Annotated in this window: 28 protein-coding genes; 23 read left to right on the top strand and 5 right to left on the bottom strand. The window is 63.0% G+C overall.

Translation table 11 applies throughout. From position 1 onward, the window contains the following. Positions 1-4 precede the first annotated feature (4 nt). From ACE3P0_RS02020 to ACE3P0_RS01985, 8 genes are all read left to right on the top strand, one after another. Positions 5-442, top strand: a complete 438-nt coding sequence (locus ACE3P0_RS02020; RefSeq protein WP_374399279.1) for a flagellar protein FlaG — start codon at positions 5-7, stop codon at positions 440-442. A 43-nt stretch (positions 443-485) separates the two neighbouring features. After that, positions 486-1,919 carry a flagellar filament capping protein FliD gene (fliD, locus tag ACE3P0_RS02015; protein WP_374399277.1) on the top strand — a complete coding sequence of 478 codons (1,434 nt, stop codon included), beginning with the start codon at positions 486-488 and terminating at the stop codon, positions 1,917-1,919. Positions 1,920-1,963: 44 nt separating this feature from the next. Next, on the top strand, positions 1,964-2,356 hold the full coding sequence (gene fliS, locus ACE3P0_RS02010) for a flagellar export chaperone FliS (protein WP_374399275.1): 393 nt from the start codon (positions 1,964-1,966) through the stop codon (positions 2,354-2,356). 11 nt (positions 2,357-2,367) lie between these two features. Then, positions 2,368-2,703, top strand: coding sequence for a flagellar protein FliT (locus ACE3P0_RS02005; protein ID WP_374399274.1), 336 nt, complete (start codon positions 2,368-2,370; stop codon positions 2,701-2,703). 31 nt (positions 2,704-2,734) lie between these two features. Then, positions 2,735-3,871: a flagellar hook-length control protein FliK gene (locus ACE3P0_RS02000; protein ID WP_374399273.1), complete on the top strand. Its 1,137-nt coding sequence runs from the start codon at positions 2,735-2,737 to the stop codon at positions 3,869-3,871. Then, positions 3,855-4,151 carry an EscU/YscU/HrcU family type III secretion system export apparatus switch protein gene (locus ACE3P0_RS01995; protein ID WP_374399271.1) on the top strand — a complete coding sequence of 99 codons (297 nt, stop codon included), beginning with the start codon at positions 3,855-3,857 and terminating at the stop codon, positions 4,149-4,151. Before ACE3P0_RS02000 ends, ACE3P0_RS01995 begins: the two co-directional genes overlap by 17 nt. A 66-nt stretch (positions 4,152-4,217) precedes the next feature. After that, a complete protein-coding gene (locus tag ACE3P0_RS01990; RefSeq protein WP_374399269.1) occupies positions 4,218-4,988 on the top strand; it encodes a flagellar brake protein in 771 nt (256 codons plus the stop codon). Between the two features lie 6 nt (positions 4,989-4,994). Continuing rightward, positions 4,995-5,894, top strand: coding sequence for a cation diffusion facilitator family transporter (locus tag ACE3P0_RS01985; RefSeq protein WP_374399267.1), 900 nt, complete (start codon positions 4,995-4,997; stop codon positions 5,892-5,894). 41 nt (positions 5,895-5,935) lie between these two features. Here ACE3P0_RS01985 and ACE3P0_RS01980 read toward each other — a convergent pair whose 3' ends face one another. Continuing rightward, complete coding sequence (locus ACE3P0_RS01980) at positions 5,936-7,381, bottom strand: hypothetical protein (protein WP_374399265.1); 1,446 nt, start codon at positions 7,379-7,381, stop codon at positions 5,936-5,938. 173 nt (positions 7,382-7,554) lie between these two features. Between ACE3P0_RS01980 and ACE3P0_RS01975 the strand changes: the two genes are divergently transcribed. The 9 genes from ACE3P0_RS01975 to ACE3P0_RS01935 all read left to right on the top strand — a co-directional run bounded on the left by ACE3P0_RS01975 (position 7,555) and on the right by ACE3P0_RS01935 (position 15,020). Next, positions 7,555-8,568, top strand: a complete 1,014-nt coding sequence (locus ACE3P0_RS01975) for a quinone-dependent dihydroorotate dehydrogenase (RefSeq protein ID WP_374399263.1) — start codon at positions 7,555-7,557, stop codon at positions 8,566-8,568. A 124-nt stretch (positions 8,569-8,692) separates the two neighbouring features. Beyond that, positions 8,693-9,277: an electron transport complex subunit RsxA gene (gene rsxA, locus ACE3P0_RS01970; RefSeq protein ID WP_374399261.1), complete on the top strand. Its 585-nt coding sequence runs from the start codon at positions 8,693-8,695 to the stop codon at positions 9,275-9,277. 13 nt (positions 9,278-9,290) lie between these two features. After that, a complete protein-coding gene (gene rsxB / locus ACE3P0_RS01965) occupies positions 9,291-9,842 on the top strand; it encodes an electron transport complex subunit RsxB (protein WP_374399259.1) in 552 nt (183 codons plus the stop codon). Beyond that, positions 9,842-11,536: an electron transport complex subunit RsxC gene (gene rsxC, locus ACE3P0_RS01960; protein ID WP_374399376.1), complete on the top strand. Its 1,695-nt coding sequence runs from the start codon at positions 9,842-9,844 to the stop codon at positions 11,534-11,536. Before rsxB ends, rsxC begins: the two co-directional genes overlap by 1 nt. 15 nt (positions 11,537-11,551) lie before the next feature. Further along, positions 11,552-12,556 (top strand): RnfABCDGE type electron transport complex subunit D, encoded by a 1,005-nt coding sequence (locus tag ACE3P0_RS01955; protein WP_374399258.1) that lies wholly within the window; start codon positions 11,552-11,554, stop codon positions 12,554-12,556. A gap of 9 nt (positions 12,557-12,565) precedes the next feature. After that, positions 12,566-13,201 (top strand): RnfABCDGE type electron transport complex subunit G, encoded by a 636-nt coding sequence (locus ACE3P0_RS01950; RefSeq protein WP_374399256.1) that lies wholly within the window; start codon positions 12,566-12,568, stop codon positions 13,199-13,201. A 10-nt stretch (positions 13,202-13,211) separates the two neighbouring features. Beyond that, the gene (locus ACE3P0_RS01945) at positions 13,212-13,895 is read left to right on the top strand and encodes an electron transport complex subunit E (protein ID WP_374399254.1); all 684 of its coding nucleotides are present in this window, start codon (positions 13,212-13,214) and stop codon (positions 13,893-13,895) included. A 15-nt stretch (positions 13,896-13,910) separates the two neighbouring features. Continuing rightward, entirely contained in the window at positions 13,911-14,543 is a 633-nt protein-coding gene (gene nth, locus ACE3P0_RS01940) for an endonuclease III (protein ID WP_374399252.1), read from the top strand. A 45-nt stretch (positions 14,544-14,588) separates the two neighbouring features. Then, positions 14,589-15,020, top strand: coding sequence for a DUF1841 family protein (locus ACE3P0_RS01935; RefSeq protein WP_374399250.1), 432 nt, complete (start codon positions 14,589-14,591; stop codon positions 15,018-15,020). A 69-nt stretch (positions 15,021-15,089) separates the two neighbouring features. On the opposite strand, the gene ACE3P0_RS01930 is transcribed toward ACE3P0_RS01935, so the two are convergent. Together ACE3P0_RS01930 and ACE3P0_RS01925 are read right to left on the bottom strand one after the other, a co-directional pair. Continuing rightward, positions 15,090-15,407 carry a cytochrome c gene (locus ACE3P0_RS01930; RefSeq protein WP_374399248.1) on the bottom strand — a complete coding sequence of 106 codons (318 nt, stop codon included), beginning with the start codon at positions 15,405-15,407 and terminating at the stop codon, positions 15,090-15,092. Between the two features lie 11 nt (positions 15,408-15,418). After that, positions 15,419-15,739 (bottom strand): cytochrome c, encoded by a 321-nt coding sequence (locus ACE3P0_RS01925; RefSeq protein WP_374399246.1) that lies wholly within the window; start codon positions 15,737-15,739, stop codon positions 15,419-15,421. Positions 15,740-15,918: 179 nt separating this feature from the next. On the opposite strand from ACE3P0_RS01925, the gene ACE3P0_RS01920 reads away from it, so the two are divergent. From ACE3P0_RS01920 to ACE3P0_RS01900, 5 genes are all read left to right on the top strand, one after another. After that, entirely contained in the window at positions 15,919-16,770 is an 852-nt protein-coding gene (locus ACE3P0_RS01920; RefSeq protein ID WP_374399374.1) for an AAA family ATPase, read from the top strand. A gap of 21 nt (positions 16,771-16,791) precedes the next feature. Next, on the top strand, positions 16,792-17,970 hold the full coding sequence (locus ACE3P0_RS01915; RefSeq protein ID WP_374399244.1) for a VWA domain-containing protein: 1,179 nt from the start codon (positions 16,792-16,794) through the stop codon (positions 17,968-17,970). Between the two features lie 8 nt (positions 17,971-17,978). Then, a complete protein-coding gene (locus tag ACE3P0_RS01910) occupies positions 17,979-18,239 on the top strand; it encodes a SemiSWEET transporter (RefSeq protein ID WP_374399243.1) in 261 nt (86 codons plus the stop codon). A gap of 57 nt (positions 18,240-18,296) precedes the next feature. Continuing rightward, on the top strand, positions 18,297-19,919 hold the full coding sequence (locus ACE3P0_RS01905; protein ID WP_374399241.1) for a mechanosensitive ion channel family protein: 1,623 nt from the start codon (positions 18,297-18,299) through the stop codon (positions 19,917-19,919). 164 nt (positions 19,920-20,083) lie between these two features. Next, positions 20,084-20,992 (top strand): amino acid ABC transporter substrate-binding protein, encoded by a 909-nt coding sequence (locus ACE3P0_RS01900; protein WP_374399239.1) that lies wholly within the window; start codon positions 20,084-20,086, stop codon positions 20,990-20,992. A gap of 71 nt (positions 20,993-21,063) precedes the next feature. On the opposite strand, the gene htpG is transcribed toward ACE3P0_RS01900, so the two are convergent. Beyond that, positions 21,064-22,983 carry a molecular chaperone HtpG gene (gene htpG, locus ACE3P0_RS01895; protein WP_374399237.1) on the bottom strand — a complete coding sequence of 640 codons (1,920 nt, stop codon included), beginning with the start codon at positions 22,981-22,983 and terminating at the stop codon, positions 21,064-21,066. Positions 22,984-23,018: 35 nt separating this feature from the next. On the opposite strand from htpG, the gene ACE3P0_RS01890 reads away from it, so the two are divergent. After that, the gene (locus tag ACE3P0_RS01890; RefSeq protein WP_374399235.1) at positions 23,019-24,845 is read left to right on the top strand and encodes an ATP-binding protein; all 1,827 of its coding nucleotides are present in this window, start codon (positions 23,019-23,021) and stop codon (positions 24,843-24,845) included. Here ACE3P0_RS01890 and greB read toward each other — a convergent pair. Next, positions 24,836-25,387 (bottom strand): transcription elongation factor GreB, encoded by a 552-nt coding sequence (greB, locus tag ACE3P0_RS01885; RefSeq protein WP_374399233.1) that lies wholly within the window; start codon positions 25,385-25,387, stop codon positions 24,836-24,838. The two genes, ACE3P0_RS01890 and greB, sit on opposite strands and share 10 nt — an antisense overlap. Between the last annotated feature and the right edge of the window lie 22 nt (positions 25,388-25,409).

Below are 25,409 nucleotides of genomic sequence, written 5' to 3'. Positions count from 1 at the left end.
CATCATGACGACAATTCCATCGATAGGGTCTTCGCCTCCAGGGGCGCTCCCGCCGTCGTCGGGTTCGCCAGTTCGGAATAGCGCAGAAACAAGGCCCACCGCCCAGGCAAACGCCGCAGGCGGTGTTGCGCCATCCGGCGCGGTCAGCGGCAACAGCGCAGCGCAGACTGCATCGCCGGCTCAAGCTGCACAAAAGCAACCTGATCGCGAAGAGGTTGAAAGGGCACTGCAAGAAGTGAAGAAGGCAGTCGACCCCATGGCACGCAACTTGCAGTTTTCGATCGACGAAGACACTGGCCGAACCATCGTTCGCATCGTGGATACCGCGACGAAGGAAGTGATCCGCCAGATTCCGAGTGAAGAGGTACTGGCAATAGCCAAAGCGCTGGATCGCGCGAATGGCGACACCACCAGTGGCGTATTTCTGAAACAGAAGGCCTGAGCCCACAACGCAAAGGCCTGATTGGCAGTAGAAGGCGGGCAACATGGCAACCTTCAGCAGTCTTGGCATTGGCTCGAACCTCGACCTCAACACCCTGCTTGACGGGTTGATGAAGGTTGAGCGGCAGCCGATCACCCTCCTCCAGAAGCAGCAAACGGGTCTCAAGTCCCAACTCTCGGCGCTTGGTCAGGTCAAGAGCGCCCTTTCGGCGCTGCAGACGGCATCGGATGCACTAAAGACGACGGCAAACTTTGCCGCGTTCAAGGCAACAAGTTCCAACTCGGACGCTGTAACGGCAACGGCTGCCACCGGCGCTGTCGGCGGCAGCTACCAGGTCGAAGTCACCCAACTCGCAAAAGCGCAGAAGGTGATGGCGTCCTTTGCTTCCGGTACGACTTTCCATGGCACCCTGAAGCTGGAGTTGGGCAAAGCCGATGCAACCGAGGCCGATGGGTTCGCCGCCGCCAAGTCGGTAAACATCGATCTGGAAGGCAAGTCGCTCGCGGGCGCGCGTGATGCCATCAACGCTGCCGGCATCGGCATTACTGCAACCCTGATCAACGAAGGCAGCGGCGCAACGCCCTATCGGCTCGTGCTGACTTCGCAACAAGGTGGCGCCGATAACCAGATTCGCGCGACCGGCGTATCCGGCCTGAACTACGCGAGCTACAACGGCACGATTCCAGACCCCGACAACCCGGGGGCAACCCTGCCAGCCCCTGGCTCGAAAGACGCCAATGTCAGCCAGGCTGTGGCTGCGCAAAACGCCCTGTTCAGCATTGACGGCATTGCGATGTCGCGCTCGTCGAACGCGGTGTCGGATGCAATCGACGGCATCACGCTGAATCTTGCAAAGGAAACCAGCGGTACGGCCGCCACACTTTCGATCAGCAAAGATCCGGATGCCGTCGCAACGAAGATCAACGCCTTTGTTAAGGCCTACAACGACCTGAACAAGATCCTCCGCGACACCTCGTCCTACAACGCCGACACCAAGACGGCCGGCGTGCTGAATGGCGACTTTTCTGTTCGCGCAGTGCAGGACCGCATGCGCAACGCAACCACGGCGGCCGTCGCGGGCGCCCCCGGCGGTTACGGTCGGTTGGCCGATGTCGGGATCAGCTTCGAAAAGGACGGCAGCCTGAAAGTTGATTCGAGCAAGCTGAGTGCCGCGATCAGCGATCCGGCCAAGGACATCTCGAAGCTCTTCACTGGTATTACGGGCACCACCGGCATTGCAGAGCGCGTCTCCACCGCCGCGTCGGCGCTGCTCGCGACCAACGGTGTCGTGACCACACGTACGGACGGACTCACGAAGGGTATTTCCGCGATCGACACACGTATCGACCAGATGGAAACCCGCGTGACGATGGTGGAAGAGCGCTATCGCCGCCAATTCACCGCACTGGACACATCGATAGGCCAGATGAACATCACCAGCGCCTATCTGCAACAACAACTCGCCCGCTTGCCTTGATCGAGCTGGCCACATAACGGAACGAACCGAGGATGTATCCCACCATGCACTCACCCGCCAGCGCGTACAGCCGTGTCGGTCTCGAATCGAATGTCGCTGCCTCCAACCCGCACCTGCTGATCGTCATGTTGTTTGACGGAGCCATTCTCAACGTCAACAGCGCGGCCGTCTCGATCGCGCATGGCGATGTGGCAGGCAAAGGCCAGGCGATCTCGAAGGCGATCGAGATCATCAACAGCGGCCTGAAGGCCAGTCTCGACATGAATGCCGGCGGCGAACTCGCACAGCGCCTCGCTGCACTCTACGACTACATGGTTTCGCGATTGCTCTACGCCAACCTCCACAGCAGCGAACCTGCGCTGAAGGAAGTCGCCGGACTGCTGCTCGAAATCAAGGGCGCCTGGGAAGCGATTCGCGACCAGGCCAACGCAGCCTGACGGAGGCGCTCATGACTACGCTAACTTTGTACGAAACCATGAGCACCCTGTCGGCCGACATGGCCATCGCCGCCCGCGAGAATGACTGGGATCGCGTCACCGAACTTGAAGGCAAGATCACGCGCCTGCGCAACGACCTGCTGACGCTCGACCCGCTGGAACGCCCCGCGGCTCCGTTGTCGGATGCAGAGCGTCGGCGCAAAGCCGAGCTGATCAAGAAGATCCTCGCCGATGACCGCGAAGTGCGGCGCCACACCGAGCCTTGGCTCGACGGCGTTCGCACCCTGCTGGGCGGTGCCTCGCGTGGCCGCGCCATGCGCGCAGCCTACAGCGCCGTCGCGGACTGACCCTGCGGCGGAGTGCCAGGCCCATTGATGCATGATCCCCACCGACCTGGCCTCCCGCCTCAAGGCACTGCTTGACCTTCCGCTCCCGCAGGTCGGGAGCGTCACGCCAACACGCAACGTCTCGCCCGAGCTTTCGCCGGGCCAGCGCTTCACCGCACAGATCTCCCAGCCGCTTCCCGACGGCACCTTCAAGGCCCTCGTTGCGGGCCGTTCGCTAACGCTTTCCCTGCCTCAGTCGGTCAAGAACGGTGATGTGCTCGAACTCGTCGTCACGCACAGCACCCCGCAGGCCGTCTTCGCACGCCTGCTCGAACCCGCGTCCCAAGAACAATCCAAGGCAAACCTTTCTCCCGCTGCGCGGCTCATCAGCCAACTGCTGACCGGCAAGGAGAGTGCGGAATCGCCCACGGCGCTGAACGAAGGCAATCCGATCCTGCCGAGACCACCGCAGAACGGCGCACAACTCGCGCCCCTACTACAGCGCGCCGTCACGGAAAGTGGCATGTTCTACGAGGCGCACCAGGCGCAATGGGTGGAAGGCAAGCTAAGTACAGCCCAACTGCTGGCCGAACCACAGGGTCGCCTGGCGCAGATCAGCCAGCCGCCTGCCGATCAAGCCGCCAACGCGCAGACTGCGCGCAACCATGCGGCAGGCGACGCGTCGCCCCTGCCCGCGCAGCGAGCCGTAGCGGCTCAACACGCTGCGGCGCAAGCGGGGCAAGCAGAACTCGCCGATAACGCGACTCGAGCCAGCGCGCCGAGCGGCGACAAAGGCCTCGTATCCCAGATGGTGCCGCGTGAGCTTGCCCCGATCGTGCTGAACCAGCTCGACGCCCTCGCCACTCAACAGCTCACGTGGCAGGGGCAGATCTGGCCCGGCCAGACGATGGAGTGGCGCATCGACCAACCGCCAGACGATGCTCACGGCCGCGGCGCGGATCAGGAACAGGCTGAATGGCGCAGCTCACTGCGCGTCACGCTGCCGTCCCTAGGCGGTGTGGAGGCGCGTTTGTTCCTGACATCCGCCGGTATCGCGATCCACTTCGCCGCCGATTCTGAAGCATCGGTCGAACGGCTGAATGCCGCATTGGGTGAGCTTGGTAACGCACTTGACGCGGTTGGCGTCCCCCTGACTGGTGCGGCGGTCGCCCATGAAACAGTCCGCTGACACCGCACCACCGCGAGCGCAAGCCGTCGCACTCGCGTACGAAACCGGCAACACGGCACCAAAGGTCGTCGCCAAAGGGCGGGGCTTGGTCGCCCACGAAATCATCGAGCGGGCGAAAGAGGCCGGGGTTTTCGTGCATGAGTCACCCGAGCTGGTATCGCTGCTGATGGATGTGGACCTCGACGCGCAGATCCCGCCACGACTTTACGTGGCCGTTGCCGAGCTCCTCGCCTGGCTATACCGCGTGGAGCAAGGTGGCCCGCCGCTCGGCAAGCCCTGAGCGGCATCTGCTGCGTGGTATATTTTCCCTCGGCCTCCACCGACAACGTCACCCAGAAAACCTCCCGTGCCGAACTCGTCGAACGTGCGTTTCGAGCTGCTTGAATCCGACAGTCAATACAGCCAGTACCTCGTGCGTGATCCGCGCGAGGTGCGCTTCGTCATCAAGCAGCTTGCCGCCAAACGGGCCTTGATCTCGGCCTACCCCGACGATTCACCCAACTTCGGCCTGACCACGGTCCTCGAGGCCGGTGGCAATGAGCAGAGCTTCGTGCTCGACGTTGCGGCAGACGCAGCGTTGAATGAAGCGTTCGAGAACGCAGACAGTGTCATCTGCATCACGCAGCTTGATCGCGTGAAGGTCCAGTTCCGGCTCGATGGTCTGGTCCGCGTTCAGCACAACAACGCACCGGCGTTTTCGGCAAAATATCCGGACAAACTGCTCAGGCTGCAGCGACGTGAGTACTTCCGCCTTGTTGCGCCGGTCGCGCACGCGATCAACTGTTTCATCCCGCTGCCCACGGCCACGGGTGATCGAAACTACGAAGCGCGCGTGCTCGATATCTCCGGCGGCGGCTTGGCCATCGTTGCGCCACCCAGTGGCGCGCAGCTGCACCCGGACATGGAAATTCCAAACTGCCGGCTGGAGATTCCGGACAGTCCGCCGATCCTCATCACGCTGAAAGTCCGCAACATCTTCCGCGTCACGCAACGCAACGGTACCGAAGTGCTGCGCGCAGGCTGCCAGTTCGTCGGCCTACAAACAGCGACCGCAAACATCATTCATCGCTACATCCTCAAGGTGGAGCGCGATCGCGCCTCGCGCGTCGCGCAGTAAGGCTCGATGACCAACACACCCAGCGACACTGCTGAACGCAGTGCGCACCATTACGCCTATCTGTCGATCGCGGCAGCACTCGCCACGATCGGCCTGAAGGCAGGCGCCTGGTGGGTAACGGGTTCGGTCGGCCTGCTCTCCGATGCACTCGAATCGGTGGTCAACCTGGCTGGCGCCGTCTTTGCGCTGTGGATGCTGCTGATCGCCAACAGCCCGCCGGACGACAAACACCCCTGGGGGCACAGCAAGGCAGAGTACTTTTCGAGCGGCTTCGAGGGCACCCTGATCTTCGTCGCCGCCATCGCGATTGCCGTTACCGCGACGCCGCGCCTGCTGCACCCGGAACCGCTCGGCAGCCTGGACATCGGGCTCGCACTGTCGGTGCTGAGCACGCTGATCAACTTCGCCACCGCGCAGACTCTCTTTGCCGCCGGCAAGCGCCTGCATTCGATCGCACTGGAAGCCGATGCCAAGCACCTGATGACCGACGTCTGGACCACCGTCGGCGTGCTGATCGGCATCGTGCTGGTACCGCTGACGGGCTGGCTTTGGCTCGATCCGGTAATCGCCCTGCTGGTCGCCGCGCACATCCTCAAGGAAGGCGCGCATCTGATGCGCGGCGCCGTCGGCGGTCTGATGGACGAGGCCATGGAGCCACAGGAGCAGGAGGCCGTTGTAAGCGTGCTCAACCGCTTTCTCGAACTCGGCGTGCACTGGCAGAACCTGCGGACACGGCGTGCCGGGCGCGACCGCTTCCTGCACCTGGACCTGCTGGTGCCACCGGATTGGACTGTCGAGCGCGCACACCAGCTCGCCGACAACGTGGAAGACGCCATTGGTGCCACGATCCCCGGCGCCAAGGTGACGACGCATGTAGAACCCATGCGTGCCCCGTTCGTGCAATGAGGGAAGCGCCCGAAGACGCCCCCCTGCCTTACAGCCTCGCCTCAGTGCGCCGGCTTCTGTACCGGAATCTCGAACTCCACCGTTTGCAGCCCCCCACGCGACTTCACTAACACCGGCTTGCCCGGCATCAGGTAGGGGCGCAGGTTCGTCGTATCACCGCCCAGCGCAAAATGTAGTGTCGCGCGCTTGCCTGCCAGCGCCTGCGCCGTCAGGTAACTCACCAGCGCGTGTTCGAAGGAGTGGTAGCCGTTCTTCCACTGGTGGATGCGCAAGCTCTTGGCGGGCGCAGCACCGCTCGGATCGACCCAGCCGTAGATCTCTCCGCCGTTCGGCGCGGTCATCTTGGTCAGCCAGAAGCCCCAGCTCGACTCCAGGCGCGACGCCAGCCCAGGCCGCTCCAGCGCAAGGAAGCTCGTCATCTGATCCAGTTCCGCATAGATCCACCAACTTTTCGAGGTGTCGATCTCCTGACCGTGCCACGCCGAACCCCATGCACCACTCTCGGCATCCCAGGCGCGTTCGATGATCTTCGCTCCACCATCACGGCCGAAGCGCTCCAGCTCTGTGTCACCCAGTTCGCGCCCCGCCAGCATCAGCATCCAGTAAGCCTTGATGGTGTGGCCGAAGTCGTTGTGCCGGGCACCGTCACGTCGGCTATCGGCACCGCGTTCGAGCGTGCCGTAGAAAATGCCGCGCGCCGGATCATGGAATTTGCCGATCAGCGTTGCGGCGACACGGCGGATATCCTCATGCCACGCCGCCCGCGCGTCGGCCGGTAGATAGGGCACGACGAGCAGCATGTAGGCGTTGAGCTGATCGAGTTGCGCGACCAGTTCCTGCTTCGCGGCTTCGTCGGTCGGCCCCTCCTTCGGCACCCAGCGCAACATGCCCCAATCGGCATCCCAGTAGTGGCTGAAGATATAGCGCTGGTGTGCGATCAGCGCTTTTTCCAGCGCCGGGTCGCGCGTCAGGTAGTACAGCATCGCGACCCCCACGACCGCATAGGACTGATCCTGTGCAGTACGTGCTGCAGGCTCGGGGCCGCCACGGCCCGCCTCGAACCACGTCGGCGATCCCGACTCCGGCTCGAGCAGCGCGACGGTGCGACGCGCACCGGCTCTCGCCAGGTCCAGCCAGCGCGTGTCGCCGGTCAGGTGATATGCGACGCCGTAGGCATAGGTCTGGCGGGCCTGCATACGCACGTAAGTACGCCCGAGCTCAGGGCGAATCCACGCCGGCGCATCCTTCAGTTCAGGGCATGGTGCCTCGGCATCAAATGCACTGCCGTCGTTACAACGAAAGGTCGGAAAATTGCCGACTGGCTTGCCCATCGCGGCAGCACCGGACCAGAACGGCAGCAGATCCTGCTTCACATGCGCCAGCCAGCGCTCGCCGGAAGGCAATGCAGCCCACGCAGCGCCTTGCGCCAGCAGGCCGCAAACAAGGCAACAGCCCGCCAGCAGCACCCGTATCACCCGAATCGACATGTCATCTCCTTTGCTTGATGAGCGGTGCGCGTGTGAAGCGCGACCCTGCAGCAAAGTCTAACGGCTTCCCGTCGCAGTTTTGCAGACCAAGATCAGAAGTCCCGCCCGCGCTGCCCGATGCACCGCAATTTCGCTACCGGACATCCACACACTCTCGCGGTAAAATTCACGGCATGTACTCACTTGCCCGCCCCTTCTTTTTTCTGCTCGACCCCGAAACCGCCCATGATCTGACGATCTGGAGCCTGCACCACTTCGGCGGATTCATCCCGTCAGTCTGCAGTGCGCGCGGAAATCCGGTTGAAGTCATGGGTCTCAGCTTCCCTAACCGGATTGGTCTTGCGGCAGGTCTCGACAAGAACGGCGAAGCAATCGATGCGTTTGCCAACTTCGGCTTCGGCCATGTGGAGATCGGCACCGTCACGCCGCGCCCGCAACCGGGCAACCCCAAACCTCGCCTGTTCCGGCTGCCGCGCGCCGAAGCGATCATCAACCGCATGGGCTTCAACAACGCCGGCGTCGACAACCTGGTGGCCAACGTACGTGCCGCCAAGTTCAAGGGCATCATCGGCATCAACATCGGCAAGAACTTCGATACGCCGATCGAGAAAGCCGCCGATGACTACCTGGCCTGCCTCGACAAGGTGTATCCGAACGCCAGCTACGTGACGGTCAACATCTCGTCGCCCAACACGAAGAACCTGCGCCAGCTGCAGGGCGCCTCGGAGCTGGATGCCCTGCTCGCGGCGCTGAAGGCGCGCCAGGCTCGACTTGCCGACGAACACGGCCGCTATGTACCGCTGGCGCTGAAGATTGCGCCGGACGTTGAAAGCGAGCAGCTCGGTGAAATGGCCGATGCGCTGCGCCGCCACCGCATCGACGCAGTCATCGCCACCAACACCACGCTGTCGCGCGATGCCGTGGCCGGTTTGCCATACGCTCAGGAAACCGGCGGCCTCTCCGGCGCACCGCTGCACCAACGTTCGACCGAGGTGGTCGCCCAGCTGGCGCGGCAGCTCGCCGGCGAGCTGCCGATCATCGCAGTCGGCGGCGTTTTCTCCGGTGCCGATGCGCTCGAAAAACTCCAGGCCGGGGCCGAGCTGGTTCAGATCTACACCGGCCTCATATACAAAGGCCCCGGCATGGTTGCCGAGGCCATTCGCGCGACCGGCGAATTCGCCCGCTAACACCGGCACGGGTACTGCGGCCCGTCTGACGCGCGGTCAACGCGCGTCAGTTTCCACCCGCAGCTTGAGGATCGCATTGCGTTGCAGCGATAATTCCGCGGTTACACCCCACCCCATCTAGCCCATGGCGCACTACATCTTCCTGCTGCTTGGCGCGGTTCTGGTCAACAACGTCGTATTTGTCCGGATCCTCGGCCTGTGCCCATTCATGGGGGTCTCGAAAAAACTCGACACCGCATTAGGCATGGGCATGGCGACGACCTTTGTGCTCACGCTGGGCTGCGGATCGAGCTATCTGATCGATCACTGGCTGCTCACGCCCTTCGATCTGGGCTATCTGCGCACGCTCGCATTCATCGTCGTCATCGCGGCCATCGTGCAGCTCACGGAACTGGTGATTCAGAAAACCAGCCCAGTGCTGCATCAGGTTCTTGGCATCTACCTGCCACTGATCACGACCAACTGCGCGGTGCTCGGCATCCCGCTGCTGTCGGTAGCGCTCAAGCACAACTTCATGGAAGCGCTGCTGTTCGGGTTTGGCAGCGCCGCCGGCTTCTCGCTCGCGCTGATCCTGTTCGCCGCGATCCGCGAACGGATCGACGGCGCCGATGTGCCCCTGCACTTCCGCGGCACGCCGATCGCGCTGATCACGGCGGGGCTGATGAGCCTTGCCTTCATGGGCTTCGCGAGCCTCGACCGCTTCAAGTGAAACCAACACCACGATGCTGAGTGCAATTCTCGTGATGGCCGGCCTGGCCATCGTCATCGGCGCGGCGCTGGGTTTTGCCGCGGTGAAATTCCGCGTCGAGGGCGATCCGCTGGTCGACAAGATCGACGCGATCCTGCCGCAAACGCAATGCGGTCAATGTGGCTTTCCCGGCTGCAAGCCCTACGCCACAGCGATTGCCGGCGGTGAGGCCGACATTAACCAGTGCCCGCCCGGCGGCGAAGAGGGCATCCGCAAGCTTGCCGACCTGCTGGGACGCGAGTTCAAGCCACTCAACGCCGAGAACGGTGTCGAGAAACCGAAGTCCGTTGCGGTGATCGACGAGAACACCTGCATCGGCTGCACGCTCTGCATCCAGGCCTGCCCGGTCGATGCGATCGCCGGTGCCGCAAAGCAAATGCATACGGTGATCGACCCGCTCTGCACCGGCTGCGAGCTCTGCCTTGCGCCCTGCCCGGTCGATTGCATCACGATGGAGCCGGTCGGTGAAACGGTCGACACTTGGAAGTGGCACTACCCCGTGATTCCGATCAGGACGGCCGCGTGATGTTGCGCAAACTCTTCAAATTCAATGGCGGCGTGAAGCCTGCCACCCACAAGGCCGATTCGACCCGCGACCCGATCAAATCCGTGCCGCTGCCAGCGCAATTGGTTGTTCCGCTGCATCAGCATGTCGGCGGCACGCCGCATCCGCTCGTCGCTGCCGGCGACAAGGTACTGAAGGGCCAGCGCATCGGTGCGGCAGACGGCAACGTATCCAGTGCGGTGCACGCCCCCACCTCCGGCCACGTCGTGGCCGTTGAGCCACGGGTCATGGCGCACACCTCGGGCCTCAGCACCCTCAGCGTAGTGATCGAACCGGACGGTGAAGAGCGCTGGATCGATTGCGAACCGGTCCCGCTACGCGCGATGGGCGCTGACGAGATTCGCGACACCTTGCGCGACGCGGGCGTCGTCGGCCTTGGTGGCGCCGTGTTCCCGAGCCACCTGAAGCTCAAGCCGGCCAAAGGCGGTACCGACACGCTGGTGATCAACGGCGCAGAGTGCGAACCCTTCATCACGTGCGATGACCTGCTGATGCGCGAGCGCGCCGATCAGATCGTGCGCGGCGCCGAAATCATGCAGCAACTCCTGCAGGCGCGCCGGGTGCTGATCGGCATTGAGGACAACAAACCTGAAGCTGTTTCCGCCATGCAGCAGGCCGTGTCCGCGCTCGGCGCCGACACGATGGAAGTCGTCGCGATTCCAACCCGCTACCCTGCCGGCGGCGCGAAACAGTTGATCCGCGTCCTGACCGGCATCGAAGTACCGCACGGCCATCGCTCAACCGATTACGGCGTGCAGTGTTTCAACACCGGCACCGCCTACGCGATCGCCGATGTGGTCGACCGCGGGCGCCCGCTGGTGTCGCGTATCGTGACCGTTGCCGGCAACGTCGAACGGCCCGGTAACTATGAGGTGCTGTTCGGCACGCCAATGGACCACGTCGCCGCACTCGTGGGCCTCAAGCCTGGCACCGACCGTTTCATCATGGGCGGCCCGATGATGGGCTTTCGCATGCCGGCCTACGACGTGCCGGTCGTCAAGGCAACCAACTGCATTCTCGTCGGCAGCCCCGAGTTGTTCCCGGCGCCGGCCCCCGAGATGGCCTGTATCCGCTGCGGCGAATGCGCGCGCGCCTGCCCCGCCGACCTGCAACCGTTCGAGCTTTACTGGCATTCGCGTGCGAAGAACTTCGGCAAGGCGCAGGAGTACCACCTGTTCGACTGCATCGAATGCGGTTGCTGTGCCTACGTCTGCCCCTCGCATATCCCGCTGGTCGACTACTACCGCTTCTCCAAGAGCGAAATCTGGGCGCGCGAACGGCAGAAGAACGCTGCGGACGTAGCGCGCGACCGGTTCGAGTTCCGTAATGAGCGGATCGAGCGCGAAAAGCGCGAGAAAGCGGAAAAACTCGCCGCCAAGACGGCCGCTGGCCGCGCGGCGCTGAGCACTACGGCTACGGATACCGCGACTGCCAGCACACCGACGCCAGCGTCCGAGGGCGCTGAAGATGCCAAGAAGGCGCTGATCGCTGCGGCGATGGCGCGCGCCAAGGCACAGCGCGAAGCGGTCGCACCACAGAACACCGATGCGTTGACACCTGATCAACAGGCGCAGGTGGCCGAAGCCGATGTGCGCCGTGCCGCAGTCTCGCCCGCGGAGGGTGACGCCGCCCCCACTGAACAAAGCGTTCGCTGAAGGCCGACCACAACGATGTCACTCAATTCCCCCTACCTGCGCAAGCCCACCAGCGTCACACGCGTGATGGCCGAAGTGCTGCTCGCGCTCGTCCCTGCCATCGCGGTCTATGCGTGGTTCTTCGGCGTCGGCATTCTGGTTCAGATCACGCTCGCCACAGCAGCAGCCATCGCTTTTGAGGCGGGGTTCCTCAAGCTGCGTGGTCGCCCGATTGGTCGTTCGCTGACAGATCTGTCGGCCGTGGTCACGGCATGGCTGATTGCGCTGGCTTTCCCGTCGATCGGGCCATGGTGGCTGGTGGTTGCCGCCACGGCGTTTGCGATCGTCGTAGCCAAGCACCTTTACGGCGGCCTGGGCCAGAACCCGTTCAACCCGGCCATGGTGGCCTACGCGGTGATGATCGTCGCATTCCCCGCACTGATGTCGCAGTGGCCAGGGGCCGGTCGCCTCGACAGCGCCGCCCAGCTCGAGCTGATTTTCGGTGGTGCCCGCAGCGTGGACGCGATTACGGCCGCCACCCCGCTCGATGCGCTGCGTACCGGCCTGCGCGCCGAAGGCAGCAGCGTGCAGGCGCTGCTTCAAGGCGAAGGATTCGGGCATTTCGCCGGCCACGGCTGGGAGTGGACCGCGCTCGCGTTTCTGATCGGCGGGCTCTATCTCTTGGCACGACGAATCATTACCTGGCATATCCCGGCCGCCTATCTCGGCACCCTTGCGATCCTTGCGACAATCGCTTCGGTCGCCGCACCTCAGAGCTACCCAGGCGCGGTGTTCTCGCTGTTCTCAGGCGCGGCGATGCTGGGCGCCTTCTTCATCCTGACCGATCCGGTCTCGGGCGCCACGACGCCGCGCGGCAAGCTGATCTACGCAGCCGGTGCGGCGCTGATCACCTGGATCATCCGGCATTTCGGCGCCTTCCCCGACGGTGTGGCCTTCGCGACGCTGCTGATGAATCTGTGCGTTCCGCTGATCGACATGAAGACCCAGCCGCCTGTGTTCGGCCACAAGACGAGAAACTGAACCGACGCCATGACTGAACCAACGGCCGGCGGCCTATCCATTCGCACCGCGCTCGCGATGCTCGTTTTCACTGTGGTTTTCACCGCATTCATGGCCGGTGGCTACCTGCTCACGCGCGACCCGATCCAGCAGAGTGCGAAGGCGGAAAAGCTGTTACTGATCGACCAGATTCTGCCGCGCGGCAGCTACGACAATGCATTGCTCGACGACGTAGCGAAGCTGCCGGCGACCCCCGAACTCGGGCTCGATCAGGGTGGGCAGGTCTGGCGTGCGCGACGCGCGGGGCAACCGGCGGCGCTGGTCATGGAGGCGGCCGCGCCGGATGGCTACGCCGGTCGTATCGAGCTAATCGTCGCAGTTGCTGCAGATGGCCAGGTCCTCGGCGCAAGAGTGACGCAACACCGCGAAACACCGGGCCTGGGCGACTATGTCGACCCGCGCAAGGACAAGAACAAAGCGCGCCCGTGGATCAGTCAGTTCGAGAAACCGGCAAGCGATCTTCCGCCCGGCGCCTGGACCGTGAAGAAAGATGGCGGCGCCTTTGACTACAACACCGGCGCCACCATCAGCGCCCGCGCCGTGACACGGGCGGTCTGGCGCGTTGCAGCCTACGCTGCCGCTCATCGCGACGCACTGTTCCAGTGAGGCCACGCTCATGAATCTCAAGCATCTGCGCGAAATTGCCCACGCCGGCATCTGGAAGAGCAACACCGGCCTCGTCCAACTGCTCGGTCTATGCCCGATCCTCGCGGTGTCGACCAACCTCATCAACGGCATCAGCCTTGGCCTGGCAACCGCGGTGGTAATGGCGATCTCCGGCGCGGTTGTGGCGGCGCTGCGGACGCTGATCCCTTACGAGATCCGCATCCCCGTATTCATCCTGATCATCGCGGCGCTGGTCACGGTGCTCGACCTGGCTTTCAACGCCTATCTGCACAGCCTCTACCTCGTGCTCGGTATCTTCGTGCCGCTGATCGTGACGAACTGCATCGTGCTTGCGCGCGTCGAGGCCTTTGCGGCCAAGAACGGCCCGCTGTCGTCGGCGGTCGACGGCTTCGCGATGGGTGCCGGCCTGGTATGGCTGCTGGCACTGCTGGGCGGCATGCGCGAACTGATCGGCACCGGGCACCTTTTGAACGGCATCGACATGATCATCCCGTCGGCCCAGCCGCTACGGGTGCTGCCCGAGGCTTACCCTGGATTCCTCGTGGCAATCCTGCCGCCCGGCGCATTCATCTCGCTTGCCTGCCTGATTGCAGGCAAAAGCTGGCTGGACGCGCGAGCCGCCAAGCGTGCGGCGCAAGCGCGCCCGGCAGCTGAGCAGCCAGCCTCGGCCTGATCGATGGCGAAGCTGATGCCGCGTTCCGCGGTGGCGAAGGCTTTCCAGCGATGGCGAGCCGCCAACCCGACGCCGACGACCGAGCTGGAGTACGGAAACGGTTTCCAGTTGCTGGTGGCGGTCGTGCTGTCGGCGCAATCCACCGACAAGGGCGTCAACCTCGCCACACGCCGTCTGTTTCCTGTAGCGCCGGACGCAGCCGCGATGGCCACGCTCGGCGAAGCCGGTATCGCGGAATACATCAAGACGATCGGCCTCTATCGCAACAAAGCGAAGAACGTCGCGATGCTGTCGCGCATGCTGCTGGAACGTCACGCTGGCGAGGTGCCTGACAAGCGGGAAGCGCTTGAGGCGCTACCCGGCGTCGGCCGGAAAACCGCCAACGTCGTACTCAATACCTTGTTCCGCCAGCCAACCATGGCGGTCGACACGCACATCTTCCGCGTTGCCAACCGTATGGGTCTCGCCCCCGGTAAGGATGTCGTAGAAGTCGAGAAAGCGCTGCTTCGGCGCGTGCCAAAGGAATTCCTGCTGGACGCCCACCATTGGCTGATCCTGCACGGGCGCTACGTATGCACCGCGCGCAAGCCCTTGTGCGGCCAGTGCATCGTTCGCGAGCTGTGTGAATATCGCGACAAGATGGACTGAGCCCACGCAGGCTCGTCGCCCCAAACATTTCAGAGAACAAGCACCGTGTTCAATCCATCACGCGATCAGGCCCGTCGTTTCTTCATCGACGCATGGCAGAAGTTCCGCCAGCACACGCCCCTGGTACCGCTGGAACAGGTGGCCGCCGAACTGATCGAGCAGCACCCCGAGTACCACGGCCTGCTGGACGATCCGGAAAGCGCGGAGAAGGACTTCTCGCCCGAAGACGGGCAGATCAATCCTTTCCTGCATCTGTCCCTCCACCTCGCGATTCACGAACAACTTTCGATCGACCAGCCACCCGGCCTGCGTGCCGCCTACGACGCCTGCCTGGCAGTACGCGGTGATCGACACGCCGCACTGCACGACGTACTGGAGTGCCTCGGCGAAACCATCTGGCAAGCCCAGCGCAGCGGCGCGGCGCCCGATGCGGTGGCCTATGTCGAGGCGGTCTGGCGGCGTTCACGCCTCGCCTGACGGTGGCGTACGCCCAATGGAAAAGCCCGGAAGGCGTTCGCCGACCGGGCTTTTTTTGCGTAAACGCGATCAGCGCTTGACGATGACCAGCCCCTTCTGGGCAGAGAAGTAGGCCGCCAGATCGGCGACATCCTCTTTCGAGAGCGGCGCCGCCATCCCCATCATGATCGGGTTCTTGCGTTTGCCGGCCTTGTAGTCGGTCAGCGCGCGCACGATGTAGTCCTCATGCTGCCCGGCGAGTTTGGGAAAATCCGGCGACGCGGAATTGCCGTCCGCGCCGTGGCAGGCCGCGCAGACGGTGGACTTCTCCTTGCCTTTCACCGCGTCGCCCGCGTGGGCCAGCGGCGTCAGCAACAGCGCAAACAAGCTCGGCACCAGGTATTTCATGCAGGGCCTCGTCATTTCTGCGCTCCGAAATGAGCTGCTATGTCCGCCATGTCCTGCTCCGACAGCGGTGCGACCTGCCCAATCATGGTCGGGTGGCTGCGCTCGCCGTTCTTGTACTCCTGCAGCGCGCGAAGGATGTATTCCGGATGCTGCCCACCCAGCTTGGGGACGTGATAGACGCTCGGAAAAGTGGTTTTGTAGTCGGGAATACCGTGACAACCGAGGCACATCGCAACCTTCTTGCGACCGGCTTCGGGATTGCCCTGTACCGCGAGGGCTGCGCCGCTGGCGAACAGCAACGCAATGACCAACAGCCCCTTCATTCTTTTCATGAGTCCCCTCTGATGGTGTGGATTGGGAGGCGTTGAAGCGAACTGATTCTATGTCGCGGTGTTTTCGGGCGTCAAAGCACCTTTTGGAGACCCTGCCTTGAGCAGGGTCAATGCGCATGTTTGTTGCGCAGGCAGACGTTGCACCGCATGATGCCGACTCTGTCTTACGCCTTAGCCAAATCATGAGCCTTCGATTCCAGGGATCCGATCAGTACGTCGCCACCGCAGACCTGATGCTGGCAGTCAACGCGGCGATTCAGCTCCAGCGCCCGCTGCTGATCAAAGGTGAGCCGGGCACCGGCAAGACGATGCTCGCGGAAGAAGTCGCCGGCGCGCTGGGCCTGCCGCTCTACCAATGGCATATCAAGTCCACAACCAAGGCCCAGCAGGGGCTGTATGAGTACGACGCAGTCTCGCGCCTGCGCGACTCGCAACTCGGCGACGACCGCGTCAAGGACATTGGCAACTACATCGTCCAGGGCGTGCTGTGGAAAGCCTTTACGCATGACGCGCCGTCGGTGGTGCTGATCGACGAGATCGACAAGGCCGACATCGAATTCCCGAACGATCTGCTGCGCGAACTCGACCGCATGGAGTTCCATGTTTACGAGACCCAGCAGACGATACGCGCGCGCCACCGGCCAATCCTGTTCATTACCTCCAATAACGAAAAGGAACTGCCGGACGCGTTCTTGCGCCGCTGCTTCTTCCACTACATCAAGTTTCCGGACAAGGAAACGATGGAAAAGATCATCGGTGTGCACTTCCCCGATATCCACGAAAAACTGCTGCGCGCTGCCCTCGAAGTGTTCTTCGAGTTGCGCGAGGTACCGGGGTTGAAGAAGAAGCCGACCACGTCCGAGTTGCTCGACTGGCTGCGCCTCCTGGCCGCCGAGGAGATCCCGGCTGAGAGCCTGCGCGCCGCCGGCAACAAACCGGTGGTGCCACCGCTGGCCGGCGCGCTGCTGAAGAACGAGCAAGACATCGCGCTGTTCGAACGCCTTGTCGCGATGGCCAAACACAATCGCTGAGGCGGACACCACGCTGCACCCATGCTGACGGACTTCTTCCTCCACCTGAAGGCAAGCCAGATCCCGGTCTCCACCAAGGAGTTCCTGACCCTGCTCGAAGCGCTGCAGGCGGGCGTGATCGGGCCGAGCATTGACGACTTCTACATCCTCGCGCGCGCTACGCTGGTCAAGGACGAGAGTCACTACGACAAGTTCGACCGCGCCTTCGGCAGCTTCTTCAAGGGGATCACCGAGATCCCGGGGCTTGAAGCCGATATCCCCGAAGACTGGCTGCGGCGCGCAGTGCAACGCATGCTGAGCCCCGAGGAGAAGGCGCGACTGGAGAAGCTCGGCTGGGACAAGCTGATGGAGGAATTCAAGCAGCGCCTGCAGGAGCAAAAGGAGCACCACGCTGGCGGCAACAAGTGGATCGGCACCGGCGGCAGCTCGCCCTTCGGCGCGCACGGCTACCACCCGGAGGGGATTCGCGTCGGCCCGGAATCCGCAGGCAACCGGACGGCAGTGAAGGTTTGGGACCAACGCCAGTATCGCAACCTCGACGATTCGGTTGAGCTCGGCACGCGCAACATCAAGGTTGCGCTGCGTCGCCTGCGTCGCTTTGCGCGGGAAGGCGCACAGGAAGAACTCGATCTCGACGGCACGATCGCGGCCACCGCACGCAATGCAGGCTGGCTCGATCTGAAAATGCGGCCGGAGCGTCACAACGCCGTGAAGGTGCTGATGTTCTTCGACGTCGGTGGCTCCATGGACGACCATATCAAGGTCTGCGAAGAGCTTTTCTCCGCAGTACGCGGCGAGTTCAAGCACCTCGAGTACTTCTATTTCCATAACTGTGTGTACGAGTCGGTGTGGCGCGACAATCAGCGGCGCTTCGCGACCAAGCGCCCGCTGCAGGACGTGCTGCACACCTACGGCCCGGACTACAAACTCGTCTTCGTCGGCGACGCAACGATGAGCCCATACGAGATCATGGTGCCCGGCGGCTCGGTCGAACACTTCAACGAAGAACCCGGTGCAGAATGGTTGCGACGGCTGCTTGATGCCTACCCGAGCGCCTGCTGGATCAACCCGCAGCCCGAGCCAACCTGGCCCTATCGCCAATCGATCACGCTGATCCGGCAGATCATGACCGACCGCATGTTCCCGCTGACCATCGACGGCCTTGAGCGCGCGATGCGCCAGCTCTCACGCAAGACTTGATTCGCACAATGAACCCGATTTTCGTAGATGTGCTGGGCTATCTCGCCGCCACCCTCACTACCGTAGCCTTCGTTCCGCAGGCTTGGCTGACCTGGAAAACCCGCTCCGCACACGGCGTATCGCTGGGCATGTACAGCGTCTTCGTCTGCGGCATCGCGATGTGGTTGATCTATGGCCTGCTGATCAGCGCCTGGCCAGTTGTGATCGCAAACATCATCACGCTGCTGCTCGCGCTCTTCATCCTGTCAATGAAGCTTCGTTTCGGCTGATCCCTCAGGCTCAACATGGCGCTATCATCGGCTCACCTTCCGGTGGAGCCGTGATCCATGCGTTCGTTCGTTCGCCTGCTGCACTGCCTTGTCACCCTGTTCATCCTGCTGTCGGCCCCGGCCCTCGCGCTCGCCGCGGACAAGCCCTCGCAACCGGAGGAAGCAGAACTCATTGTTGCCAATCGGCACATCGCCACCTTCCGTGCCGAGTTCGGTGGCGCAACGCCGCGCGCTCGTGCTGAGCGTGCCGCACGGCGGATAGCGCTGGCCGGCGAGTCGAGTAAGCCGCTCAAAACGAACACGGTCAGCTACAGCCTTGACGGCAAGTCAGGCATTGCAATCCGGGCGGGCGACCAGATCCTGTTTGCGCTGCTGCCGGCTGACCTTGAAGCGGACGCAAGCCTCCCGCTGGAAGTCGAGGCAGGCAACGCGGCGCAACAAACCCAGCGCGTACTCGACGCCTATCGCGAACAAGGCGACCTGAAGGGCATCGCGCGTGGTGTCTTGCTCTCGCTCCTGGCAACGGCAATCGCAGGGGGGCTGCTATGGACCTTGCTGCGCGCCGGTCGTCGCGTTACCGATGGGGTGCAACGGCGCATCGAGCGCAAGCTGGCCGTCACTGCCGGCGTTGGTTGGGCGCGCTATACCTATGGGTTGGTGCTGCGTGTGGCCCAAATCGTGTTGATTCTGCTTGCGCTTTTCCTGGTCGACGTCTGGCTGACGTTTGTCCTCAAACAGTTCCCGATCACTGAGCCGCTTGGTGATCATCTGATCGACTACCTGTTCCGCTACGCCGGCCACTTCGGAGATGCATGTCTGGCCGCCTTGCCCGGCCTAGTGGCGGTTGCGATCATCATTGTCATTGCCCAAGCCATCGCTGGCATGCTCCGCAGCGTTTTCGATGCAGCCCAGTCTGAACATCTCACCCTGCCGGGCGTTCACCCGGAAACTGCATCCGCCACGCGACGGATCGTCGTCGGTGGCGTCTGGGCCTTCGCCTTCGCCCTCGCCTATCCGTACATCCCTGGATCGAGTACCGACGTATTCAAGGGAGTCAGCGTACTGCTCGGCTTCCTCTTCACGCTGGGCTCAGCGGGCGTCATGAGTCAGTTGATGGGCGGTCTGGTGCTGACCTATGCGCGCGCGCTGCGCTTGGGCGACTACGTAAAGATCGGCGAGATCGAGGGCGTGGTGCGCGAGCTCAGTACCCTGTCGGTCAAGATCGTCAATATCCGCAACGAGGAAATCACGATCCCGAACGCCGTTCTGCTCGGCAGCGCGATCTACAACTATTCGCGCCGCGCGGACCAGGGCACGATGCTGTCGACCAAGGTCACCATCGGCTACGACGCTCCCTGGCGCCAGATCCATGCGCTGCTCATCGAGGCGGCCCGGCGCGTTCCCGAGATCCGCACGTCACCGGATCCGACGGTCTATCAACGCGCACTGAACGACTTCTACGTCGAATACGAACTGTTCTGCCAGATCCACGAGGCACAGCAGCGCGTGCCGGTACTCTCGGCGCTACACGCATCGATCCAGGACTGCTTCAACGAATACGGCGTGCAGATCATGTCGCCGCACTTCTTTGAACAACCGGCACAGCCGGTTCTTTCGCCGAAATCCGAATGGCACGCGCCGCCGGCGGCACCTGCCGAGGCGACAAAAGCCAGCAACTGAACAGCCCATTACCTGCGGCCGTTCGCCACTTCTCTACGTAGAACTACGGAAGGCTGCGCTGGCAGGCTTCCGTATAATGCTGAGGTCATGTCGCGCGATGGATAGGCCATCGCGCGATTTCCTTTTTGTGGACCACAAGTCCGCTTTCGCCAAGGCTTCTACCCATGCAAAAGCTGATTCAGGGCGCGGCATTGGGCGTGGCGCTCTGCGCCTTCACCCCCGCGTTGCATGCTCAGTCGACCAACGTCGACACCCTCGAAAAAATCCGCCAGACCCGCACGATCACGATCGGCAATCGCGAAGCGGCGCGCCCGTTCTCCTTCCTCAATGAACAGAAACAGCCGGTCGGTTACTCGGTCGATCTGTGCCTCAAGGCCGTCGATCAGATCAAGAAGGATCTCAAGCTGCCCGACCTGAAGGTGCAGTACGTCACCGTCAGCGGTGCCGAGCGCATTCCGAAGCTCATCGACGGATCGATCGATCTGGAGTGCGGCTCCACCACCAACACCAAGGCGCGTCAGGAAAAGGTCGAGTTCAGCTACACGATCTTCGTCGCCGGCATGAAACTGCTGACCCGCACGAACTCCGGCGTCGCGGGCCACGCCTCGCTGGCTGGCAAGCCGGTCGCACTGTCGAAGGGCACCACCTCGGAAAAGCTCTTCACCCAACTGCGTGATTCAGAAATCAGCACGATGAAGCTGATGCAGTTCCCGAACAACATGGACGCGATCAAGGCGCTGGAATCGGGCACTGTCGCCGCCTTCCCGCAGGATGACGTGCTGCTGAGCGGCCTGCTGAGCACCCGCCCGGATGCATCGCGCTACACGCTGGTTGGCGACTATCTGTCCGTCGAGCCCTACGCGATCATGATGCGCAAGGGCGACGAACGCCTGCAGGCCGAAGTCGACAAGGCGCTCAAGCAGATCTACGCGAGTGGCGAAATCAACGGCATCTACGAGCGCTGGTTCAACACCGATACGATCAAGCTGCCGATGTCGCGTCTGCTGCGCGATTCGATCATGCGGCCGAGCAAGGAACCTGGCATCGCGCGTGTGCTGGGCTACTCGCTGTAAGCCCACGCGCAAAGCAAAACGCCCCGGCACATCACTGTGCCGGGGCGTTTTCATTTCGGCCGAGCCGCCGCTCAACCCAGCATCAGCTGATTGATGCGTTTGACAAAACCAGCCGGGTCTTCCAGCGCGCCGCCTTCCGCCAGCAGTGCCTGATCCAGCAGCACGCTCGCCCAGTCGTCGAAGCGGTCGGTGCCGGCCTTGAGCTTCAGCAGCACCTGGTGCTTCGGGTTCACCTCAAGAATCGGCTTGGAGCTCGGCACATCCTGGCCCGCCGCCTTGAGCAGGCGAGCCAGGTTGGTGCCCATCTCGTTCTCGTCCGCCACCACGCAGGCGGGGCTGTCGGTCAGGCGGTGCGTGATGCGCACTTCCTTGACGCGCTCACCCAGCGCGGTCGTAAGCTTTTCCAGCACTTCCTTGAAGTCGCCGGCTTCCGCTTCGGCGGCCTTTTTCTCTTCCTCGTCTTCCAGCGTGCCGAGGTCCAGATCGCCGCGCGCGACGGACACCACCTGCTTGCCTTCAAACTCGTGCAGGTGGCTCACCAGCCACTCATCCACGCGCTCGGCCAGCAGCAGCACTTCGACACCCTTCTTGCGGAAGATCTCCAGGTGCGGGCTGTTCTTGGCCGCGGTGAAGGTGTCGGCGGTGACGTAGTAGATCTTGTCCTGCCCTTCCTTCATGCGGGCAACATAGTCCGCAAGCGACACCGTCTGCTCCGGCGTATCGGCCTGGGTCGTGGCAAAGCGCAGCAGCTTGGCAATGCGCTCCTTGTTGGCGAAGTCCTCGCCCACGCCTTCCTTCAGCACCTTGCCGAACTCGCCCCAGAACTTGGCGTACTTCTCCTTGTCGTTCTCGGCCAGATCTTCGAGCAGCGACAGCACCTTCTTCGCACAGCCGGCGCGGATCGTGTCGATGTCTTTGCTTTCCTGCAGGATCTCGCGCGACACGTTCAGCGGCAGGTCGTTCGAATCGACCACGCCGCGCACGAAGCGCAGGTAAAACGGCAGCAGCTTCTCAGCGTCGTCCATGATGAAGACGCGGCGCACGTAGAGCTTCAAACCGTGCTTGACGTTGCGGTCCCACATGTCGAACGGCGCATGGCTCGGCACGTACAGCAACTGCGTGTATTCGTGACGGCCCTCGACCTTGGCATGCGACCAGGCCAGCGGTTCTTCGTGGTCGTGCGCAACGTGCTTGAAGAACTCCTTGTACTGCTCCTCGGTGATGTCGGACTTCGAACGGGCCCAGAGCGCCGAAGCCTGGTTCACCGTTTCTTCCTCATCGCGCAGGACCTGCTCGCCCTTTTCCTGATCCCACTCTTCCTTGCGCATGCGGATCGGCTGCGCGATGTGGTCCGAGTACTTGCGGATGATCGAACGCAGGCGCCAGCCCGACAGCAGGTCGTCCTGGTCCTCGCGCAGGTGCAGGATGATCTCGGTGCCGCGAACTTCGCGATCGATCGGCTCGATGGTGTAGGCGCCGGCAGTATCGCCGGTCATCGAGCATTCCCACTTCACCGCCTCATTGGCCGGCAGGCCGGCGCGGCGGGTCAGCACCGTCACTTTGTCCGCCACAATGAAGGCCGAGTAGAAGCCGACACCGAACTGGCCGATCAGGTGCGCATCCTTCTTCTGATCGCCGGTCAGGCGCGAGAAGAACTCCTTGGTGCCGGACTTGGCGATCGTGCCGAGGTGGGCGATCACCTCTTCGCGGCTCATGCCGATACCGTTGTCGGAAATCGTCAGCGTCCGTGCCGCCTTGTCGAAGCCCACACCAATCGCCAGCTCGCCGGCACCCTCAAGCAGGTGCGGGTGATCCAAGGCCTCGAAGCGCAGCTTGTCGCAGGCGTCCGACGCATTGGAAATCAGCTCGCGCAGGAAAATCTCGCGGTTGGAATACAGCGAATGAATCATCAGGTGCAGCAGCTGTTTCACTTCTGCCTGGAAGTTAAGGGTCTCGCCCCTGGGCGCCGCTGCGGTCTGTGCCTCACTCATGGATTTCTCCTAGGTCTCGATTAACATGCGCGGATATGCGTCCGACCAAGCGGATTTCAAGCGTCTCAGATAGCGCACAACAGGCCCGCGACGATGGCCTGGCGGAAGCCCAGCTCGCCTTGCCCCGTCGCCCACGCAGCCTGCGGCGCGTGGCCTACTCCATCATCGCGACCTATTTGTTGCTCGCGGCGGTGATTGTCAGCGGCGCCGCCGTGCTGATCACGCGCGATCGAGATCAGGAAACGCGCCGTGCCGAGGCAGAACTAAGCAGCTTGGCGCGCGCACTCGAAGAGCATGTCGCACGCAGCTTCGGGCAGATGGATACGGTGCTCGACGCCCTGGGCAAGCAGATCGGCGAAAACGGCGGCCCGGAGCGTTTCGGCGAACGCGCAATGTATGAGCTCACCAGCGACTGGCTGCTTCGAGTGCCGCAAGCTGCTATCGTCGCCGCCTATTCGCGCGACGGCAGCCTCACCTCGGCGACGTATCAGTACCCGCTGGAGCGGCATGAGCCGCTGCCCTCGTCCGTCGTTCAGCGCCTCGCCAATACGCCCAACGCATTGATGCAGATCGGCGCCCCACTGCGCGCGCCGGATTCCGGCCGCTGGCTGATCCCGCTGACGCGCCGCATCAACCAGCGCGATGGCAGCCTTGCTGGCTTTCTGACCGCGGCGCTATCCACCTCGTACTTCGAGTTCTTCTATCAGGACATCCGGCTGACGCAGGACGATGCAATCAGCGTACTGAGCAGCGACGGCACCCTGCTGCTCCGCTATCCGGCCAACGATGCCCAGATCGGCGTCGACTTCTCGCGCAACCCGGCCATGGTGCGCCCCGCAACCCATGCCACACGAATCGTCGAGCGCATCTCGTGGATCGATAGCCAGCCACGGATCATCGCCGCCCGCGGCCTCGACAACTACCCGCTGATTGTGCAGGTGAGTCGCCCGCGACAAACCGCCCTGCGCAGATTCTACGCCAACACCGAACGCATCGTGTGGGGCTGCACCCTCCTGTGTGGCGTGCTCGCCGTGCTCGCCTGGGTGGTGTTTGAAGACGTGCGCCGCCGTGAGCGGGCGCGCCGCACCCTGCATCGGTTGGCGCAGTCGCTGGAAGCCCGAGTCAAGGAACGTACCGCGGAACTTGAGAGTTCCAATCGCGAGTTGCTCGCCTTCAGCTACTCGGTGTCGCACGACCTACGCGCCCCCTTGCGTGCCATCAACGGCTTCTCGCACGCCCTGCTGGAAGACTACGCTCCGCAATTGGATGCCACCGGCCGTGACTATCTTGAGCGTGTGGCGCGTGCCAGCGTGCGCATGGGCGAGCTGATCGACGAGCTGCTCAAACTTGCAAACGTCGCACGCCAGCCGCTGGATATCCGCACGATCGACCTCAGCGCGCTCGCCGAAGACATCGCCGCAGATCTTCGCAGCGGCGCCCCGACTCGTACCGCGCGCTTCGAGATCCAGCCCGGGATGTCGGTCGCCGCCGACGAACCGCTGCTACGCAATGTGCTCGGGAACCTGCTCGACAACGCTTGGAAGTTCACCCGCGACCGCGACGAAGCAGTCATCCGTGTCAGTGCGACCGAGGAAGACGGCGGTCAGTGTTTCGCGGTATCGGACAATGGCATCGGGTTCGACATGGTCTACGCCGGCCGCCTGTTCCAACCCTTCCAGCAGCTGCATGGCGGACAGGGTTATGCGGGTACTGGCATCGGCCTGGCTTCTGCCCGCCGTATCATCGAACGCCACGGTGGGAAGATGCGCGCCGAATCAAAGCCCTGTGAGGGTACGACGATTTACTTCACGTTGCCGCGCCGAGCAGCCGTCGTCCGCAAGCGCCGCAATCCTCAGTCGTAGCGGATTTCCAGCACTTCTATTTCGCGCCAACCCGCGGGGCTGGCAAAACGCACGCAATCGCCCTCGCGCGCCTTGAGCAGGGCACGTGCGATCGGCGCGATCCACGATACCCGGCCACTGCTTGCGTCGGCCTCGTCCACACCAACGATCTGGAAGGTCTGCGACTCGCCGTCCTCGACGTCGCACACCGTCACGGTGGCACCAAAGAAGACCTGATCCATCCCTTCCTGTTCGGCAGGGTCAACAACGGTGGCGCTTTCCAGACGCTTGATCAGGAAACGGATGCGGCGGTCAATCTCCCGCAGCCGCTTTTTTCCATAGATGTAATCGCCGTTCTCGGAACGATCGCCGTTGCTCGCCGCCCACGACACGATCTGAACCACTTCGGGCCGTGTCACCTTGAGCAAGGTATCAAGCTCGTCTTTGAGCGCAAGGAAGCCGCGCCGCGTCATGTAATTGCGCGTGCCGGCGGGCAGCGACAGCGACGCAGGCAGTTCCTCGTCGTCGTCCTGATCAGGTTCTTTGGTAAATGCCTTGCTCATGGGAGAAATACGCGACTTGCCA

The sequence above is a fragment of the Niveibacterium sp. genome (assembly GCF_041909475.1).
Classification (GTDB): Bacteria; Pseudomonadota; Gammaproteobacteria; order Burkholderiales; family Rhodocyclaceae; genus Niveibacterium.
The sequence above is the reverse complement of the archived record's forward strand: the minus strand, read 5'-3'. Positions and strand labels throughout refer to the sequence as shown.